This is a genomic window from Streptomyces sp. NPDC041129, assembly GCF_055592265.1.
On record NZ_JBVIYV010000002.1, the window covers coordinates 559,807 to 575,360 of the forward strand.

17 protein-coding genes and 1 pseudogene are annotated in these 15,554 nt (G+C 69.7%); 14 read left to right on the forward strand and 4 right to left on the reverse strand.

Features of this window, described 5'->3' with window-relative positions:
• Position 1: 1 nt before the first annotated feature.
• The gene (locus tag ACZ6B1_RS10720; RefSeq protein ID WP_468776825.1) at positions 2-853 is read right to left on the reverse strand and encodes a helix-turn-helix domain-containing protein; all 852 of its coding nucleotides are present in this window, start codon (positions 851-853) and stop codon (positions 2-4) included.
• A gap of 213 nt (positions 854-1,066) precedes the next feature.
• Here ACZ6B1_RS10720 and ACZ6B1_RS10725 point away from each other — a divergent pair, with 213 nt between their 5' ends.
• Positions 1,067-1,474: an ATP-binding protein gene (locus ACZ6B1_RS10725; RefSeq protein WP_468776827.1), complete on the forward strand. Its 408-nt coding sequence runs from the start codon at positions 1,067-1,069 to the stop codon at positions 1,472-1,474.
• Between the two features lie 83 nt (positions 1,475-1,557).
• On the opposite strand, the gene ACZ6B1_RS10730 is transcribed toward ACZ6B1_RS10725, so the two are convergent.
• From ACZ6B1_RS10730 to ACZ6B1_RS10740, 3 genes and pseudogenes are all read right to left on the reverse strand, one after another.
• Complete coding sequence (locus ACZ6B1_RS10730; RefSeq protein ID WP_468777534.1) at positions 1,558-2,103, reverse strand: hypothetical protein; 546 nt, start codon at positions 2,101-2,103, stop codon at positions 1,558-1,560.
• Positions 2,104-2,328: 225 nt separating this feature from the next.
• A pseudogene (locus ACZ6B1_RS10735) lies at positions 2,329-2,784 on the reverse strand (RHS repeat-associated core domain-containing protein); the annotation flags it as partial.
• Positions 2,785-2,881: 97 nt separating this feature from the next.
• A complete protein-coding gene (locus ACZ6B1_RS10740) occupies positions 2,882-4,597 on the reverse strand; it encodes a chitinase (RefSeq protein ID WP_468776828.1) in 1,716 nt (571 codons plus the stop codon).
• 359 nt (positions 4,598-4,956) lie between these two features.
• Here ACZ6B1_RS10740 and ACZ6B1_RS10745 point away from each other — a divergent pair, with 359 nt between their 5' ends.
• From ACZ6B1_RS10745 to ACZ6B1_RS10805, 13 genes are all read left to right on the forward strand, one after another.
• Positions 4,957-5,784: a hypothetical protein gene (locus ACZ6B1_RS10745; protein WP_468777482.1), complete on the forward strand. Its 828-nt coding sequence runs from the start codon at positions 4,957-4,959 to the stop codon at positions 5,782-5,784.
• Between the two features lie 61 nt (positions 5,785-5,845).
• The gene (gene cpaB, locus ACZ6B1_RS10750) at positions 5,846-6,553 is read left to right on the forward strand and encodes a Flp pilus assembly protein CpaB (protein WP_468776830.1); all 708 of its coding nucleotides are present in this window, start codon (positions 5,846-5,848) and stop codon (positions 6,551-6,553) included.
• Between the two features lie 12 nt (positions 6,554-6,565).
• A complete protein-coding gene (locus ACZ6B1_RS10755; protein ID WP_468776832.1) occupies positions 6,566-7,816 on the forward strand; it encodes an AAA family ATPase in 1,251 nt (416 codons plus the stop codon).
• A gap of 7 nt (positions 7,817-7,823) precedes the next feature.
• On the forward strand, positions 7,824-8,207 hold the full coding sequence (locus ACZ6B1_RS10760) for a TadE/TadG family type IV pilus assembly protein (RefSeq protein WP_468776834.1): 384 nt from the start codon (positions 7,824-7,826) through the stop codon (positions 8,205-8,207).
• Between the two features lies 1 nt (position 8,208).
• Positions 8,209-8,556: a TadE/TadG family type IV pilus assembly protein gene (locus ACZ6B1_RS10765; protein WP_468776836.1), complete on the forward strand. Its 348-nt coding sequence runs from the start codon at positions 8,209-8,211 to the stop codon at positions 8,554-8,556.
• Between the two features lie 18 nt (positions 8,557-8,574).
• Positions 8,575-9,912, forward strand: a complete 1,338-nt coding sequence (locus tag ACZ6B1_RS10770) for a CpaF family protein (RefSeq protein WP_468776838.1) — start codon at positions 8,575-8,577, stop codon at positions 9,910-9,912.
• 7 nt (positions 9,913-9,919) lie between these two features.
• Positions 9,920-10,864: a type II secretion system F family protein gene (locus ACZ6B1_RS10775; RefSeq protein ID WP_468776839.1), complete on the forward strand. Its 945-nt coding sequence runs from the start codon at positions 9,920-9,922 to the stop codon at positions 10,862-10,864.
• A 13-nt stretch (positions 10,865-10,877) separates the two neighbouring features.
• Positions 10,878-11,765: a DUF5936 domain-containing protein gene (locus tag ACZ6B1_RS10780; RefSeq protein ID WP_468776841.1), complete on the forward strand. Its 888-nt coding sequence runs from the start codon at positions 10,878-10,880 to the stop codon at positions 11,763-11,765.
• Between the two features lie 20 nt (positions 11,766-11,785).
• On the forward strand, positions 11,786-13,243 hold the full coding sequence (locus ACZ6B1_RS10785; RefSeq protein WP_468776843.1) for a sensor histidine kinase: 1,458 nt from the start codon (positions 11,786-11,788) through the stop codon (positions 13,241-13,243).
• A 27-nt stretch (positions 13,244-13,270) separates the two neighbouring features.
• Positions 13,271-14,026: a response regulator gene (locus tag ACZ6B1_RS10790; protein WP_468776844.1), complete on the forward strand. Its 756-nt coding sequence runs from the start codon at positions 13,271-13,273 to the stop codon at positions 14,024-14,026.
• A gap of 113 nt (positions 14,027-14,139) precedes the next feature.
• Positions 14,140-14,325: a hypothetical protein gene (locus ACZ6B1_RS10795; RefSeq protein WP_468776845.1), complete on the forward strand. Its 186-nt coding sequence runs from the start codon at positions 14,140-14,142 to the stop codon at positions 14,323-14,325.
• A complete protein-coding gene (locus tag ACZ6B1_RS10800; RefSeq protein WP_468777486.1) occupies positions 14,322-14,915 on the forward strand; it encodes a pilus assembly protein TadG-related protein in 594 nt (197 codons plus the stop codon). The genes ACZ6B1_RS10795 and ACZ6B1_RS10800 overlap by 4 nt, the downstream gene beginning before the upstream one ends.
• A gap of 33 nt (positions 14,916-14,948) precedes the next feature.
• Positions 14,949-15,551 (forward strand): hypothetical protein, encoded by a 603-nt coding sequence (locus ACZ6B1_RS10805; protein ID WP_468776847.1) that lies wholly within the window; start codon positions 14,949-14,951, stop codon positions 15,549-15,551.
• The last annotated feature ends 3 nt before the right edge of the window (positions 15,552-15,554 follow it).

Consider the following 15,554-nt stretch of genomic DNA (forward strand, 5'->3'; position numbering starts at 1 on the left):
CTCACAGCTCCTTCGCCAGCCGGTGGATGAAGTCACGCGACCGGTGGGGGTCGAGTGACACCGCCTCCACCCTACGGAAGAGCGTTCGGTACCTGGTGAGTTGGGCTTCGGCATCGACGAAGACCGGACCGTTGGGGCCGTCGCGAACGACGGTGTCCAGCCTGGGCACGGGACCACCCGCGTACACCATGGCGCTGCCTGCGCCGCCGAAGCCGTCGACATCGAAGGGGACGATGCGCACTGTCACATGGTCGGCCTCGGAGAGTTCAAGAACGCGAGTGAGTTGCTCGCGCGCTGCGACTCGCTCCCCGACCCTGATGCGCAGCGCCGCCTCGTGGACCACCGCTTTGTAGGGAACCGGATCCGCGCGCTCGATGATGACCCTGCGCTTCATTCGATGCTCCACCCAGCGCTCGATGTCACCGTCCGGGAACTCCGGATTGACGTAGGCGAAGAGGGATCGGGCGTACGCAGCGGTCTGTAGAAGACCTGGGACATGCAGGAACTCGACGTCCCAGCGGTAGTTGGCGTGGTGCTCCAGCTCGGGCAAGTCCATGAAGGGCGTCGGCAGGTGTCCCCGGTAGTCCTCCCACCAGCCACGGGTCCGGTCGGTCGCCATCCCGACCAGGGCCTCGATCAGTCCCTCGTCCGTGCAGGCGTACTGAGCGGCGAGCCGTCGTACCCGCTCCTCGCTAACACCGGCGGTGCCGGCCTCGATCTGACTCATCTGCGCCGAGTCGGTCCCGAGCAGGGCGGCCGCCTCGCGCCCCTTCAGCCCTGCGGCTTCCCGCAGTTTCCGCAGCTCAGCACCCAGGCGTTCTTGTCGTGCGGTGGGCTGCTGCCTGCGCGGCATGGCTTCCTCCCTCGCTTCAACTGCTGTGCGGCCGTGCCTCGTTCGAGGGGTAGATTACGGCAACGACTTGCGTAGTCCCAAAATGTGGCCCTACCGTCAGTGACGCCAAGAACGCTCAGCGGAAGCGCACCGCATCGTCCCGCCATGACGCCTGCGGCAATGCCACCGCGCGCACTCGCACCGAACCCCTCACCTCACCTGAGCCGATGAGTCATGCCCGAAACCTGGGACTACACCCTCTACATCCCCAACGACCTCAGAGCGGTGACGATCTCCCGCCGCACGCTGCGCCTGATCCTGACGATGCACGGTCTGATCGGCCTGGTCGATACGGCCGAACTCCTTGCGACGGAGCTGGTGTCGAACGCCGTACGGCACACGAAGGGGCCGGCCGCGCTGAGGGTGCGCCGCTCGGCGGAGGGGGTGGTGTGGATCGGCGCGTGGGACACGGACCCCGGCCCACCGGAGCCGTTCCGCCCGCTGGAGGAGGTCGCCGAGCTGGGAGAGGAGGGCCGGGGCCTGGCCCTGGTCAGGGAGTGCGCGGACTTCTGGGGCTGGCAGCCGTCGGCCAGGTTCGGGAACCGGGGGAAGTACGTGTGGTGCGAACTCGCTGCTGGGTAAGGCCGTTCGCCTCGTCTGGGCGACGACGGCTTCGGCCTCCGCCAGCGTGCCGAATCGCACGCTAAGCCCCACCGATCCATCTCTCAGGCGCGCCTCAGGTCGCTGAGTGGGAGATCAGGTCTCAAGCGGGGACTATGTGGGGCATCCGAGCATTCAAGGCATGCCGCGAGTCGTTGGCGCATCGGATCCTCCGGCATGGTGTCCATCAGTACCTGTAGTGGTGTCAACAGATTTTTCACGTACCTCAGTCTGAGCATTCTGTTCGGAGGTAGCGAATTCCAGTCTGCCGCCTCAGCAGCCACTTCTTCGCGAGTTTTCCCGGTCTCGCGGAACACTGCCGCGCACAGATCAGAAATGTCGCGCATTGGATCACTCTCTGCTGGGCCGAATGCTCGAATGGTGTAAACGCGAATATTCGCCTCGTTGGCGAGGATTTTGGCAGAATCCACTCTGCCGCTCTCTCGCTTGCGTTCGCATGCGGTCAGGGCTAGGCGGGCCCAGCGAAGTCGCGTCTCAGTATCCTGCTGATCGTCGCGCATGCGGCCGTCAGACAGTTCACGCAAAGTTTCCCACTCTTGCCAGTGGGTAGAGGGATCGGCCCTGGCTGCAATATCCCTCAACTCGTCCACGGATTTGTCGGATAGATTTCCTCCTGTTAGTGCGCTGAGGCTCGTGTTCGACGACGCATCCCATGAGTATGATTCCCGCACGTTCGAATGCATCCCTTCCTGTCTGGAGGCTCTCAGGCGAGGGCCTGTAGTGCCCGCTGTTATTGTTGACTTCAACGGTTTGGCACCGAGGCGCTCTGCATCGGCCAACTCTCTCTCGAGCTCTTCAGGGAGTTGATTGCTAAAGCACGGAGCAAGACCGAGAGGGTCTATGAGGCGGGCTGGATTTATCACGCATGAGCCCGGGTTTGGGGGCGGGGGCGAGCCCGAATGGGTCGGCTGTGACGTACCGCGCGGTCTCTGGGTCGTAGGGGCGGGAGTAGTTGTAGTGGAGGCAGGTTTCCGGGTCGTTGTACTGGCCGGGGAAGCGTAGGGGTGTGTAGGCGGTGTTGTTGGCTGTCCACGCCGTGGTGCCCCACATGGTGCGTCGGGTTCGCCAGGCGATGTCGCCCTGTTCGTCGATGAGTTCGCTGGGGGTGCCGACCAGGTCGGTGAGAAGAAGCGGGAGTCGATCTCGTCCTGGGTGGCGTCGGCCGCTGTGATGCGTTCCGTCTGGGCCAGGGGGCGCAGGCCCTGGTGGTCCCAGGTGAGGGTGACCGGGTGGACGACGTCTGCGGAGGTGGTGGTTTGTTCGCAGAGGGTTGCGGCGATGCGGACGGGCGGTGCTGCGGACATACGAACGCCCGGATCCCCCCGGACCCGGGCGTCCACAGCCGCCGAAGTTCAGCCGGCGCTCACCTCACGGCATCGCGTGCACATGCGCCCCCACCGCGTTCGACCACGCGTTGCCGGACGAGGCGTCCCAGTTCGTGGACCAGGTCATCGCGCCGCGCAGGTCGGGGTAGGTCTTCGAGGGCTTGAAGGTGCCGCAGCCCGTGCCCTTGCTCAGGCAGTCCAGGGCGTTGTTCACGACCGTCGGGGACACGTAGCCGCTGCCCGCGCCGCTCGTCGAGGCCGGCAGGCCGAGGCCGACCTGGGACGGGGAGAGGCCGCCTTCGAGCTGGATGCAGGCGAGGGCCGTCAGGAAGTCCACCGAGCCCTGGCTGTAGACCTTGCCGTCGCAGCCCAGCATGGAACCGCTGTTGTAGTACTGCATGTTGACGACCGTGAGGATGTCCTTGATGTTCAGGGCCGTCTGGAAGTAGGAGTTCGACGTCGACTGCATGTCGATCGTCTGGGGCGCCATCGTGATGATCAGGGACGAGCCCGCCTTCGAGGAGAGGGAGCGCAGCGCCTGCGTCATGTACGTGGCGTTGAGGCCGTTCTCCAGGTCGATGTCGACCCCGTCGAACCCGTACGTCTGCATCAGGGAGTAGACGGAGTTCGCGAAGTTCGCCGCCGAGGCCGAGTCGCTGATCGACACCGTGCCGTTCTGGCCGCCGATGGAGATGATGACCTTCTTGCCCGCCGCCTGCTTGGCCTTGATGTCGGCCTTGAACTGGTCGACGGTGTAGCCGCCGAGGCCCGCCGAGTCCAGGCTGAAGGAGACCGCGCCCGGTGTGGTGGTGGCGTCGGCGAAGGCGACCGCGATGATGTCGTAGGCCGACGGGACGTCGGAGATCTTCTGGACCCTGGCACCGTTGTTGAAGTTCTGCCAGTAGCCGGTCACGGCGTGCTTGGGCAGCGAGCCGCCGCCCCCACCGCCACCGCCGGTGGCCGCCGTCGTCGCGGTCACCGTGCCCGACTTCGCGGACTCGCCCGCCGAGTTGGTAGCCGTGACCTGGAAGGAGTACGAGGTCGACGCGGTGAGGCCGCTGATGGTCGCCGAGGTGCCCGTCACCGCCGTCACCTTGGTGCCGTTGCGGTAGACGTTGTAGCCGGTGGCGCCCGACACGGCCGACCAGGACAGTGAGACGGAGGAGGACGTCGTGCCGGAGACCGTCAGCCCGGAGGGCGCGGCGGGAACGGTGGGGGCCGGGTCGCCGCCACCGCCGCCGTCGGGGCCGTAGACGGAGATGTCGTCGGCGTAGTACGCGGCCTGGCCGTACCACCCGTGCGTGTACACCGTGACGGACGTCGTCGACGCGCCGGTGGTGAACGTCGTGGAGAGCTGCTTCCAGGACGCGGTGTCGGGGGTCCAGGTCGAGACGTCCGTCGTACCCGTGCCGGTGACGCCCAGGTAGGAGTAGCCGCCCTGGACCCATCCGCTCAGCGAGTAGGTGGAGTTGGGCTTAACCGCCACCGACTGGGTGCACTGGGCGTTGTCCTGACCGGCCGGGGTGGCCTTCAGGGCCGAGGCGCCGGAGTGGACGGGGGAGGAGACCGTCGTGCCGCTCGCGGCCGTACAGGTCCAGTTGCCCAGGCCCGACTCGAAGCCGGCGTTGCGGGCGTTGTTGACGTCCGCGGCCGAGGCGGGGGTCGTGGCCAGGCCCGCGACCGCGAGGGCGAGGGCGGTGGCGGCGGACCAGGTGCCGACGCGAGTCCGGCGTCTGCGTCCTGTCCGGTCCGATGGCATGGCTGATGCACGGTCCACAGGGGCCTCCGGTGGGGGAGTCGGTGGGGAGGGTGGGGCTGGGGACGGTGGCCACCGTTGGCGTACAAGTTGGTCTAGGCCAATCCGGCTGTCAAGAGGTCCAGACCAAAACCATCTCCGGTCGAGCGCTCAACCTGTCCGGTTTTGGAGCCACTTGTGCCCGATGAGTTCCACACGAGCTACACAAACGCTGTTCTCCGGTCATTGGGGCGTGGATACAGTGCTCAGGTAGTCACGCAATGAAGTCGTCCCGGCGCGTTGGAGTGACACCGACGAGCCGCGGGGCGTGAAGGAGCGGGGAGCTGCGCGTGCCAACTGCCATTGCCGTGACCAGTGCCGACATGGCACTGCCGGCGCAGGACGAACGGACCATGCCGGCCGTCGTGCTGCGCGACCTCGACCGGCGCCCGCTGGAGCACACCCTCACGGAGCTGCACGCTCTGACGGAGCAGTACGGGTACCTGGTCGTCGTGTGCTCGCAGGCCACCCCGGAACCCGTCGTGCGACGGCTGCACACCCTCCGCTCGCTCCTGGAGAGCGACCGCGTCGCCGTCTTCCGGCCCGAGCTCCCGCCGCTCGGCGTCGCCGTCCTCGCCCGGCAGTTGCGGCAGCTCGCCTCCTGCGACCTCAGCCCGGGCGTGCTCGCCTCGGCCGGCCGGCTGCTCACCCACTACATCCACGCCGGCGCCGTCCTCGGCTCGGTCGCCCGGCTCGACCGGGTGCCGGTCGGCCTCAAGGCGCACGCCAAGTCCTGGGTGCCGGGCAGCCAATTCGCCGTCGTCGCCCATCCCGAGCCGCAACTCGTCCGGGTCGCCCCCGGTGCCAAGCTCAAGGGTCCCGAGTTCGGCACCTGGATGCTCGTCGCCAGGGGGCAGTTGCAGAGCGACTGGCTCGCCGGACTCGCCAAGGAGTGGACCGCGCACGCGCTGCGCGAGACCCCGCTGCCCGCCGAGTCACCGCGCTGGTGGGGTACGGGCCGGGTGATCGAGTTCTGCAGCCACCTCGCCGACCTGTCCGTCCTGTACCAACTGGTCACCTCGGTACGGCAGTCCACCTGCCACTGGTGCGGCCTCGACGTCATCGGCGACCGCTGCGTGTTCTGCTCCGCCACCCCGCCCGCCCACGAGCCCCACGCGCCGCGCGCCCTGGAGCAGCGAACGCCCGCCTGACCAGCCCGAACGCCAGATCACATCCCGCTCGACCGATTCCCCCAATGAGGTTGCACGGTTCATGAACTCCCGTCAGCGCCGCGGCGTGATACTCCTGATCCTGTCGGTCCTGTGCGCTCTGGGCGCGTTCGCCGGCGTGCTCTCCGTCGTCCATGACGTGAACTCCAAGGTCGGGCCCGAGGTCACCGCCTACCGGGTCAAGTCCGACGTGAAGCCGTACACCGCGCTGAACACGGGCCAGTTCGAGAAGACCGAGATGCCGAAGCGGTGGCTGTCCGGCAACGCCGTCACCGATCTGCGGCAGCTCCGGGGCAAGATCGCCGTGACCACCCTGCGGGCGGGCTCCCTGCTCCAGACCGACATGATCGTCGACCGGCCCGCCCTCCAGCCGGGCCAGCAGGAGGTCGCCATCATGATCGACGCGGCGACCGGGGTCGCGGGCAAGATCACCCCCGGCTCGCGCGTCAACGTCTATGCCACCTTCGAGGGAAAGAAGGAGGGCGACCCCGACCAGTCGAAGATCATCGTGACCAACGCCCGCGTCCTCGACGTCGGCCGGATCACCGCGCTCGAACCCGACGCCGGCAAGGACCGCAGGGAGCCCACCGAGGCCGTCCCGATCACCTTCGCGCTGTCCACCCTCGACGCCCAGCGGATCACCTACGCCGAGTCCTTCGCCCAGCGGGTCCGGCTCGCCCTGGTGGCACCCGGCGGCCAGACCGGCGTCCCGGACAAGGACCGCACGTACGAACTCGCGACGGACAAGTGAGAGGCGGTCCGCATGCCCACCAGGATCCTCCCGGCCGGCGCCGACCCTGACGCCGTCCGCTCCCTCGTCACGCTGCTCAGCCAGCTTCCCGACGCGGAACCGCAGCCGCCCGCCACCGACTCCACCCAGCTCGTCGACACCCTCGCCCGGCTCGCCGCCGAGTCGGTCGACGAACTGCCCGAGGTCGTCGTGGTCCACGAACGCATCGGCCCGGTACCCGCGCTGGACCTGATCCGTGAGGTCGCCCTGCGCTTCCCGGCCGTCGGCGTCATCCTCGTCACCACCGACGCGAGCCCCGGCCTGTTCGCCGCCGCCATGGACTCCGGCGCCCGCGGCGTCGTCCCGCTCCCGCTGTCGTACGAGGAACTCGCCAGCCGGGTGCAGGCCGTCGCCCAGTGGTCGACGGGCGTACGCCGCCATCTCGGGCACGGCGCCGAGCCGTTCGGCGGGGCCGGCGGCACCGTCGTCACGGTCAGCGGCGCCAAGGGGGGCGTCGGTGCGACCCTGGTCGCCATCCAGCTCGCGCTCGCCGCCCAGGCCTCCGGCCGGCCCACCGCCCTGCTCGACCTCGACCTGCAGACCGGCGACATCGCCTCCTACCTGGACGTCCAGTTCCGCCGCTCGGTGGTGGACCTGGCCGCCATCAACGACATCTCCCCGCGCGTCCTCGCCGACGCCGTCTTCCGCCACGACACTGGGCTCGCCCTGCTCCTCGCCCCCGCCGAGGGCGAACGCGGGGAGGAGGTCACCGACCGCGCCGCCCGCCAGATCGTCAGCGCCCTGCGCTCGCGCTACGAGGTCGTCGTCGTGGACTGCGGCGCCCAGCTCGGCGGCGCGAGCGCGGCGGCGGTGGAGACGGCCGACACCGCGCTGCTGGTGGCCACGCCCGACGTGGTCGCCGTACGCGCGGCCAAGCGGACCGTGCGCATGTGGGACCGGCTGCAGATCCGCAAGGCCGAGGAGACCACGGTCGTCGTCAACCGGCACTCGCGGACCACGGAGATCCAGCCCCCGCTGGTGCAGCGCATCACCGGAACGGCGCTGGCGCGCACGGCCGTACCCGCCAACTTCCGGGAACTGCAGGCGGTCGTGGACGCGGGCCGGGTCCACGAGCTCGACGGCAGAAGCACCGTCAAGCAGGCCCTGTGGGCGCTCGCCGGGGAACTGGGCCTCGCGAAGGCGCCCGACGGCCCGTCCCACCGGGGCGGTGGCCGGCCGCGCGGCGACCGGGGGTCGGTGAGTTTCCGGCGGCGGAAGGAGTGAGGGTCCGATGAGACGCCTGCGCGGTGACGACCGGGGCCAGGTCGCCGTCGAGTTCCTGGGGATGACCCCGCTGATCGTGCTCACGCTGGTGCTGATGTGGCAGTGCGTGCTCGTGGGGTACGCCTACACGCTCGCGGGGAATGCTGCCGACGAGGGTGTGCGGGCGGGGACGGCGGCGCATCGGGGGGAGCGTTTCGGCGCGTGCGAACAGGCGGCGCTGAAGCACCTGTCAGGAGCCTGGCGAGAGGGTGCCGAGGTGACACAGTGCGGCGGGGAGGGCTACGTGACCGCCGACGTCTCGCTGAAGGTCCCCGTCCTCTTCCCCGGCTCCATCGACTTCCCCGTCACGGTGCACGGCCACGCCGGAGCCGTCGAGGAGGTGAAGGACTGACATGCCACGCAGGGGACGAGACCGCGGCCAGGTGGCCGTCGAGTACCTGGGGTTCATCCCGGTCCTGCTGATCGTCGGGCTGGCCGGGTTCCAGATCGGGGCGATCGCCTACGCCGCCGAGCAGGCCGGCACGGCCGCGCGGGCCGGGGCACGGGCCGAGTCGCTGGGGCAGTCCGCCCAGCAGGCGTGCGCGCAGGCCGTCAGCGGCGGGCTGACCGTGACGTGCGGCCCGAGCGGGGGAGGGGACGACTCCGTCACCGTCACCGCCTCCGTCTCCATCCCCTCGATCGTCCCGGGCTGGCACTTCGACCCCGCCGAGAAGTCCGCCACCATGCCCCGCGACCACTGACCGAGGAGAGGCGAACCCATGAGCCTGCGGGCACGCATCAACTCCCCCGAGGAGCAGGGCACCCGGGGAGAGGACGGGCATCTGGTCGCCTCCTACCGGGCCAAGCTGCTGGAGGAGATCGACCTCGCCGAGATGAGTTCGCTGGCCGCCGCCGAGCGCAGGGCGCGGCTCGAGCGGGTGCTCGGGCACATCATCAGCCGTGAGGGCCCGGTGCTCTCCACCGCCGAGCGCTCCCAGCTCATCCGGCGGGTGGTGGACGAGGCGCTGGGCCTCGGCATCCTGGAACCCCTGCTGGAGGACGCCTCCATCACCGAGATCATGGTGAACGGCCCGGACGCGATCTTCGTCGAACGCGGCGGCCGCGTCGAGCAGCTGCCGCTGCGCTTCGCCTCCGCCGACCAGCTCATGCAGACCATCGAGCGGATCGTCTCCACGGTCAACCGCCGGGTGGACGAGTCCAACCCGATGGTGGACGCCCGGCTCCCCTCCGGCGAGCGGGTCAACGTCATCATCCCGCCGCTGTCCCTGACCGGCCCCACCCTCACCATCCGCCGCTTCCCCCGCTCCTTCACCCTCCAGGAGCTGATCGGCTTCGGCTCACTCGACGAACCCATGGTGTACCTGCTGGCCGGGCTGGTGCAGGCGAAGTTCAACATCATCGTCTCCGGCGCCACCGGCACCGGCAAGACCACCCTGCTCAACGCCCTGTCCGGGCTCATCCCGGCACACGAGCGCATCATCACCATCGAGGACTCGGCCGAACTCCAGCTCCAGCAGACCCACGTGGTCCGGCTAGAGTCACGGCCGCCGAACGTCGAGGGCAAGGGGCAGGTCACCATCCGGGACCTCGTGCGCAACTCCCTGCGCATGCGGCCCGACCGCATCGTGGTGGGCGAGGTCCGCGGCGGCGAGTCCCTCGACATGCTCCAGGCCATGTCCACCGGCCACGACGGCTCCCTCGCCACCGTGCACGCCAACAGCGCGGAGGACGCCCTCACCCGGCTGCAGACCCTCGCCTCCATGTCCGACGTCGAGGTGCCCTTCGTGGCGCTGCACGACCAGATCAACAGCGCCGTCGACGTCATCGTCCAGCTCACCCGGTTCGCCGACGGCGCCCGCCGCATCACCGAGATCGCCCTGCTCGACAGCCACGGCGGCGATCCGTACCGGCTCGCCACCGCCGCCCGCTTCCACGCCCGGCCCATGACCGCCGACGGCCGGGTGTACGGCGCCTTCGAGTACCACCCGCTGCCCCGCCGCACCGCCGACCGCCTCCACATGGCGGGCCAGCCCGTCCCGCAGGCCTTCGGCGTCGCCCACTCCGCGGAACAGCTCGCCACCCGAGAAGCCAGGTAGGACCCGCATGGAACTCCATACGCTCGTACAGCTCACCACCGGTGTCGCCCTGCTGACCTGCGTCCTGGCCGTCGCCGGCATCCACACCTACGCCGCGGGCCGGGCCCAGCGCGCCGCACTCATCGACCGGCTCGCGCACACCGGAGCCGACTCCGTCCCCGGCCGCCGGCGCCGCTTCCGCACCCTGGACCGCCGGCTGCGCGGCACGGCGCTCGGCCGGAAACTGGAGCTGCGGCTGGCCGCGACCGGCCTGGACGTCACCCCGGGCGAGTTCTTCGCCTACATGCTCGCCACGGTCGCCGCGCTCTGGCTCATCGGGCAGGCCACGCTGGCCCCCTTCTTCGGGCCGCTCGCCGGGCTGCTCGGCGTCTGGGCGGCCGTCCAGTTCCTCAACTGGCAGCGCCAGAAACGCATCGAGCGCTTCATCAACCAGCTCCCCGAACTGGCCCGCATCCTGGCCAACGCCACCCAGGCCGGCCTCGCGCTGCGCACCGCGATCGGCATGGCGGCGGAGGAGCTGGAGGCACCCGCGGGCGAGGAACTGGCCAAGGTCTCCGACCAGCTCGCCATCGGCCACTCCCTCGACGACGCGCTCGGCGAACTCGCCGACCGGCTCCCCTCCCGCGAACTGGTCGTGCTCGTCACCACCCTGGTGCTGTCCAACCGGGCGGGCGGCCAGGTCGTGTCGGCACTCCGCAACCTCACCGAGACCCTCGAGGAACGCAAGGAGACCCGGCGCGAGATCCGCACCCAGCTCTCCCAGGTGACGATGACGTCGTACGCCGTCCCCGTCCTCGGCGTCGGCGCACTGTTCCTGATGAACGGGGTCAAGGACGGCGCCCTCGACCGCATGACCGGCTCACCGGTCGGCCAGGCCTGCGTGATCATCGCGTTCGCCATGTACGCCGTCGGGTTCGTCCTCATCCGCCGGATGAGCCGGATCGACGTGTGAGGGGGCTGACCTGATGGCACACCTGCTGGCCCTGCTCATGGGCCTCGGCGTCTGGGGCGTGTTCGCCGGCATCCGGATGTACCGCGCGGACGCGAAACTCCCCGGCGACCTAGCGCTCGCCCTCGAGGTCGGCGCCACCCGCACCGGCGCGGTGGACTCCGTGATCGACCGCATGGGCATGCGCTACGCCCCGGCCGTGCTCCGCCTGATGGGCCCGCGCCTGGTCGACCGGTACCGCCGCAGGATCGACCTCGCGGGCAACCCCGGCGGCCTCACCATCGACCGCTACGCGGCCCGCCGCGCGGTGTACGGAGCGCTCGGCGGCGTCGGCTTCCTGGTCTTCCTGCTGCGCGGCCAGTGGTTCGTCGCCCTGCTCCTGCTGCTGTTCGGGGCGTTCTGGACGGAGGTCGGCATCTGGTCGGCGATCCGCGTCCGCAAGGACGTCATCGAGCGGACCCTGCCGGACTTCCTGGACGTGCTCGCGGTGGTGGTGAGCGCGGGGCTCGGCTTCCGCCAGGCGCTGGACCGGGTGGCCACCCGCTACGAGGGCCCCTGGGCGGACGAACTGCGCATCACCCTGCGCCAGATGGACCTCGGCATGAGCCGCCGCCAGGCCTTCGCCGAGCTGCGGCGCCGGAACGACTCCGAACAGGTGGCGATGTTCGTGACGGCACTGCAGCAGGGCGAGGAACTGGGCGCGCCGATCGTCGACACCCTCGTCTCCCTCGCCAAGGACATGCGCCGCACGGACGCCCAGAACGCCCGCCGCAAGGCCGCCCGCGCCGTCCCCAAGGCCACGCTGATGATCACCACGTTCATGGTCCCGGCGACGATGCTGCTGCTGGGCGCGGGCCTGCTGCTGGGCTCCGGCGTCGACTTCGGCTCCCTGACGGGCGAGTAGGCGGGGACGAGGTGACGACCATGACGCCGGCGAGGGGGACCACGGGCCGCCGGCACTGGCGTGCCCGGGCGAGGGACGCGGGCGCGGGCAGGGGCGGCCCGGGCACCGGGGCCGGACTGCCCGCGGCGGGCGTCGGTGCCGGTCGCGGCCCCTCCGATGGCGCCGTTGGCGACGCGAACCCGGTGCCGGGCGGGGCCTATCCTCCTCCCCCCGACCCCGAGAAGCTGCAGATCCGTGCCCTGCAGGCGATGTGCCGGCAGGTCTTCGGGTTCCGCCTCGCCATGATCGTCCTGGCGGCCCCGGCAGCCCTGCTCAACGCGTCCCCCGGACTGGGCGTCCGCCTGGTCGGCGCGGCCGTCGTCGTCACCTTCATGGTGTCCTACGTGCTGTTCCGCGACTGGGAACGCTTCGGCCCCCTCCTGCTGCGCCACCCCAGCCTGCTGGCCGCCGACACCCTCTTCGGCTCCCTCCCGCTGATCTCCGCGGGCCCCGGCACCACCCTCGCCTACGTCAGCGTCTGCACCCCGCTGCTCGCCGGCCTGGTCTACGGCTGGCGGGGCGCGGCCTGCTTCGCCTCGCTCCAGTCGCTGATCCTGCTGCTGGTCCACGCCACCCTGAAGGCCGACCAGCGGGCGGGCGTCGCCGAGTCCCTGCTGCTGCCGGGCCTGTGCGTCGTCACCGGCGCGATGGGCTCGACCCTGCGCAACCTGATGCTCCGCTACGGCGCCGCGACCCAGGCCCTCACGGCGGTACAGGCCCGCCTGGCGGCGACGGAGGCGGTACACGCGGAACGGGCCCGGCTGGCCCGCGAGATGCACGACTCGGTGGCCAAGACCCTGTACGGCGTGGCCCTGGCGGCCGACGGCCTGGCGGCGACCGCGGCGGCCGGCGCCCCGGACCCGGCCCGGGTCCGCCGCCAGGCCGACCTGGTGTCCCGCTCGGCCCGCAGGGCGGCGGCGGAGTCCCGGGAACTCCTGGAGGACCTGCGCCGCGAGGACTCCCCGGCGGCTGCGCCGCACACGGACCTCTGGCCGGAAGCGACGTCCCGCGCGGCGGACTTCAGCACCCGCACCGGCCTACCGGTGACCTGCCGCCGCACGGACGACCCCCGGACTCCCCTCCCACCCCTCCCCCCACCCCTCGCCCGCCACCTCCTCGCCATCACCGCGGAGGCGCTGGAGAACGCCCACCGCCACGCGTCCGCCACCCGCGTGGAGCTGACCGCGGGAGTCGAGGGCGACCTGTTCCGCCTGTCGGTCACCGACGACGGCGACGGCCTGCCACCCGGTACGACGCTGGACAACCTGCGCCGCTCCGGCCACTTCGGCCTGCTCGGCATGGTCGAACGCGCCGCCGCGGCGGGAGCCCGCATCCGCGTCGGCCGCGGCGGCAACGCACGCGGCACGGAGGTCAGGGTGGAACTGCCCCTGCGGCCGGCACGGCCCGCGCACTTCGACGTCACGCCCGAGAAGCCCTGAGCCCATGAGCCCGAGAGGAGGCACCCGATGCAGCACCTGAACCCCGGCCCGGACTTCCCGCCGGCCACCGTCACGGCCCCCCTCCGCCTCGTGGTGGCCGACGACAACCCGGTCATCCGCGCGGGTCTCACCGCCCTCCTCTCCGACCGCGAGGACACCACGGTGGTGGCGCAGGCGGCGGACGGCCGCGAGGCGTACGAGGCGGCACTGCTCCACCGCCCCGACGTCATCCTCCTCGACGTCCGCATGCCCGGCGTCGACGGAATCTCGGCATTGCCCCACCTGGTACGCCTGGCCCCGGTCATGATGCTGACGTACAGCCATGAGACGGAGACGGTACGGGAGGCGCTGCGGCTGGGGGCGGGGGGTTACCTGGTGCACGGTGAGTTCACGACGGAGCAGCTGGTGAGGGCGGTGCGCGACGTACGCGAGGGACGGCCGCATGTGACGCCGGGCGCGGCGCGGGCGTTGGTGAACGGGTTGCGGGAGAGTGCATCTGCACATTCGGAGCCTGAACTGCCCTCCGTTCTAGGCTTGATTCCGCCCCAAAACCTTTCGCAACTGCAACCGGATGTGGGACAGTCGTATCGGTCGCGGTTCCAACTGAGCGGCAGGGAGGCGGAGATCATGGACCTCATCGCGTCCGGCATGACCAACCAGCAGATCGCCGCCGCCTGCTTCATCAGCGAGAAGACCGTCAAGAACCACATCAACCGCATCTTCGCCAAGCTCCACAGCACGACCAGGTCCCAGGCGGCGGCCAAGTGGCTGGGGGTGGCCTGAAATGGCCGACCGGGGGAGGGGCTGGGCCCGGGAATGGGTCCTGGGGCCCTTAGGGGAGCGTTGGGCTTCGCCCTACCTTCTCAGGGTTGAAAACGAAGCCGGAGGAGAGCACCGTGAGCGACCTGATGCTGAAGCTGCTGGAAGTCCTGCAGCGACGCGACAGCGACAAGGGGCAGACTGCGGTCGAGTACTTGGGGATCATCGCGGTGGTCGTGGCGATCGTGCTGGCAATCACCGGCACGGATATCGGGCAGACGATTCTGGACGCGATCAAGTCGAAGATCGCCGAGATCACCTGAGCCGTCCACGCAGGTTCAGCGACTCAGGGCAGGCCTTCCCCATCTACATCACGGTGGTGGCAGGCCTGCTCTTTCTTGCGTTCGCCTACCTTGCGGTCGGACAGGCCGCGGTGAACCGGGGCGGCGCCCAGACCGCGGCCGACGCAGCAGCGCTCGCAGCCGCCCAGGAGGCACGCGACCAGCTCGCCGGACTGTGGGTGGATGCCTTGTCCGACCCCGCCAAGTGGACTGACATCTTCGAGGGCAAGGGCGCCGACGATCCCTGCTGGCGAGCGGAGCAGCTGGCCGCGGAGAACGATGCCCACCTCAACTCCTGCAATCCTGAACTGCTCCGATACACAGTCGAAGTCCAGACCAACAAGTCGGTCGGGGACTCCGTCGTACCCGGCACCGAGAACATCAAGTCGACCAAATCCGCGACGGCTGTGATCGAGGCTCTATGTGATTTCGATCCTCCCGGCGAGGGCGCCACGACCGATGCGCTGCCACAACTCACCTGCGAGGACGGCAAGGACTGGGAACCGGATCCGGACGACCGAGCAGGACTGCCAAAGCCCGAAGATCTCTTCGATGTCCACTTGGCCGACTGACAAGCGCACGACGATCAAGAAGGAAGCAGAGTCATGAGCATTCGGTTCACTGCGCACGCCCGCAGAGGACTGGTCGCGCTCACAGTGTCGACCGGTCTGGCTCTCGGGGTAACCGCTTGTGGTGGCGGTGGTGGCGGTGGTGGCGGTGGTGGCGATGACGCCAAGAAGCCGGAGACCTCGGCTTCCGCTTCAAAGGGCGACGGTTCCAAGTCGAGTGCTCAGGAGGGACAGTCCGAGGAGCCATTGGCGGAGCTGAAGGGACCCAATGGCCTGCTACTTCAGATCACGGCGGCCGCGCGCGATTCGGGTGGATTCGTCACAGTGAGCGGAAACCTGAAGAACGACAGCGGGAGCAAGGCCGTCATCCCGTCCAATCTCAGCGGTAACGAGACGGAGATCATCAGGAACGGCAGCTCACTCGGTGGCGCCACACTCGTCGACTCCAAGGGCAAGAAGCGCTATTACGTACTGCGCGACACGGACGGAAGGCCACTCACCACCACGGGCCTGCCTACCCTCAAGCCTGGTGAAACGTTGCCGGTGTTCATGCAGTTCCCCTCTCCGCCGACCACCACATCCGAGGTCAACTTCCAGCTGCCCGGATTCCCCACGGCCTCCATCCAGATCTCCGGGTGAGGC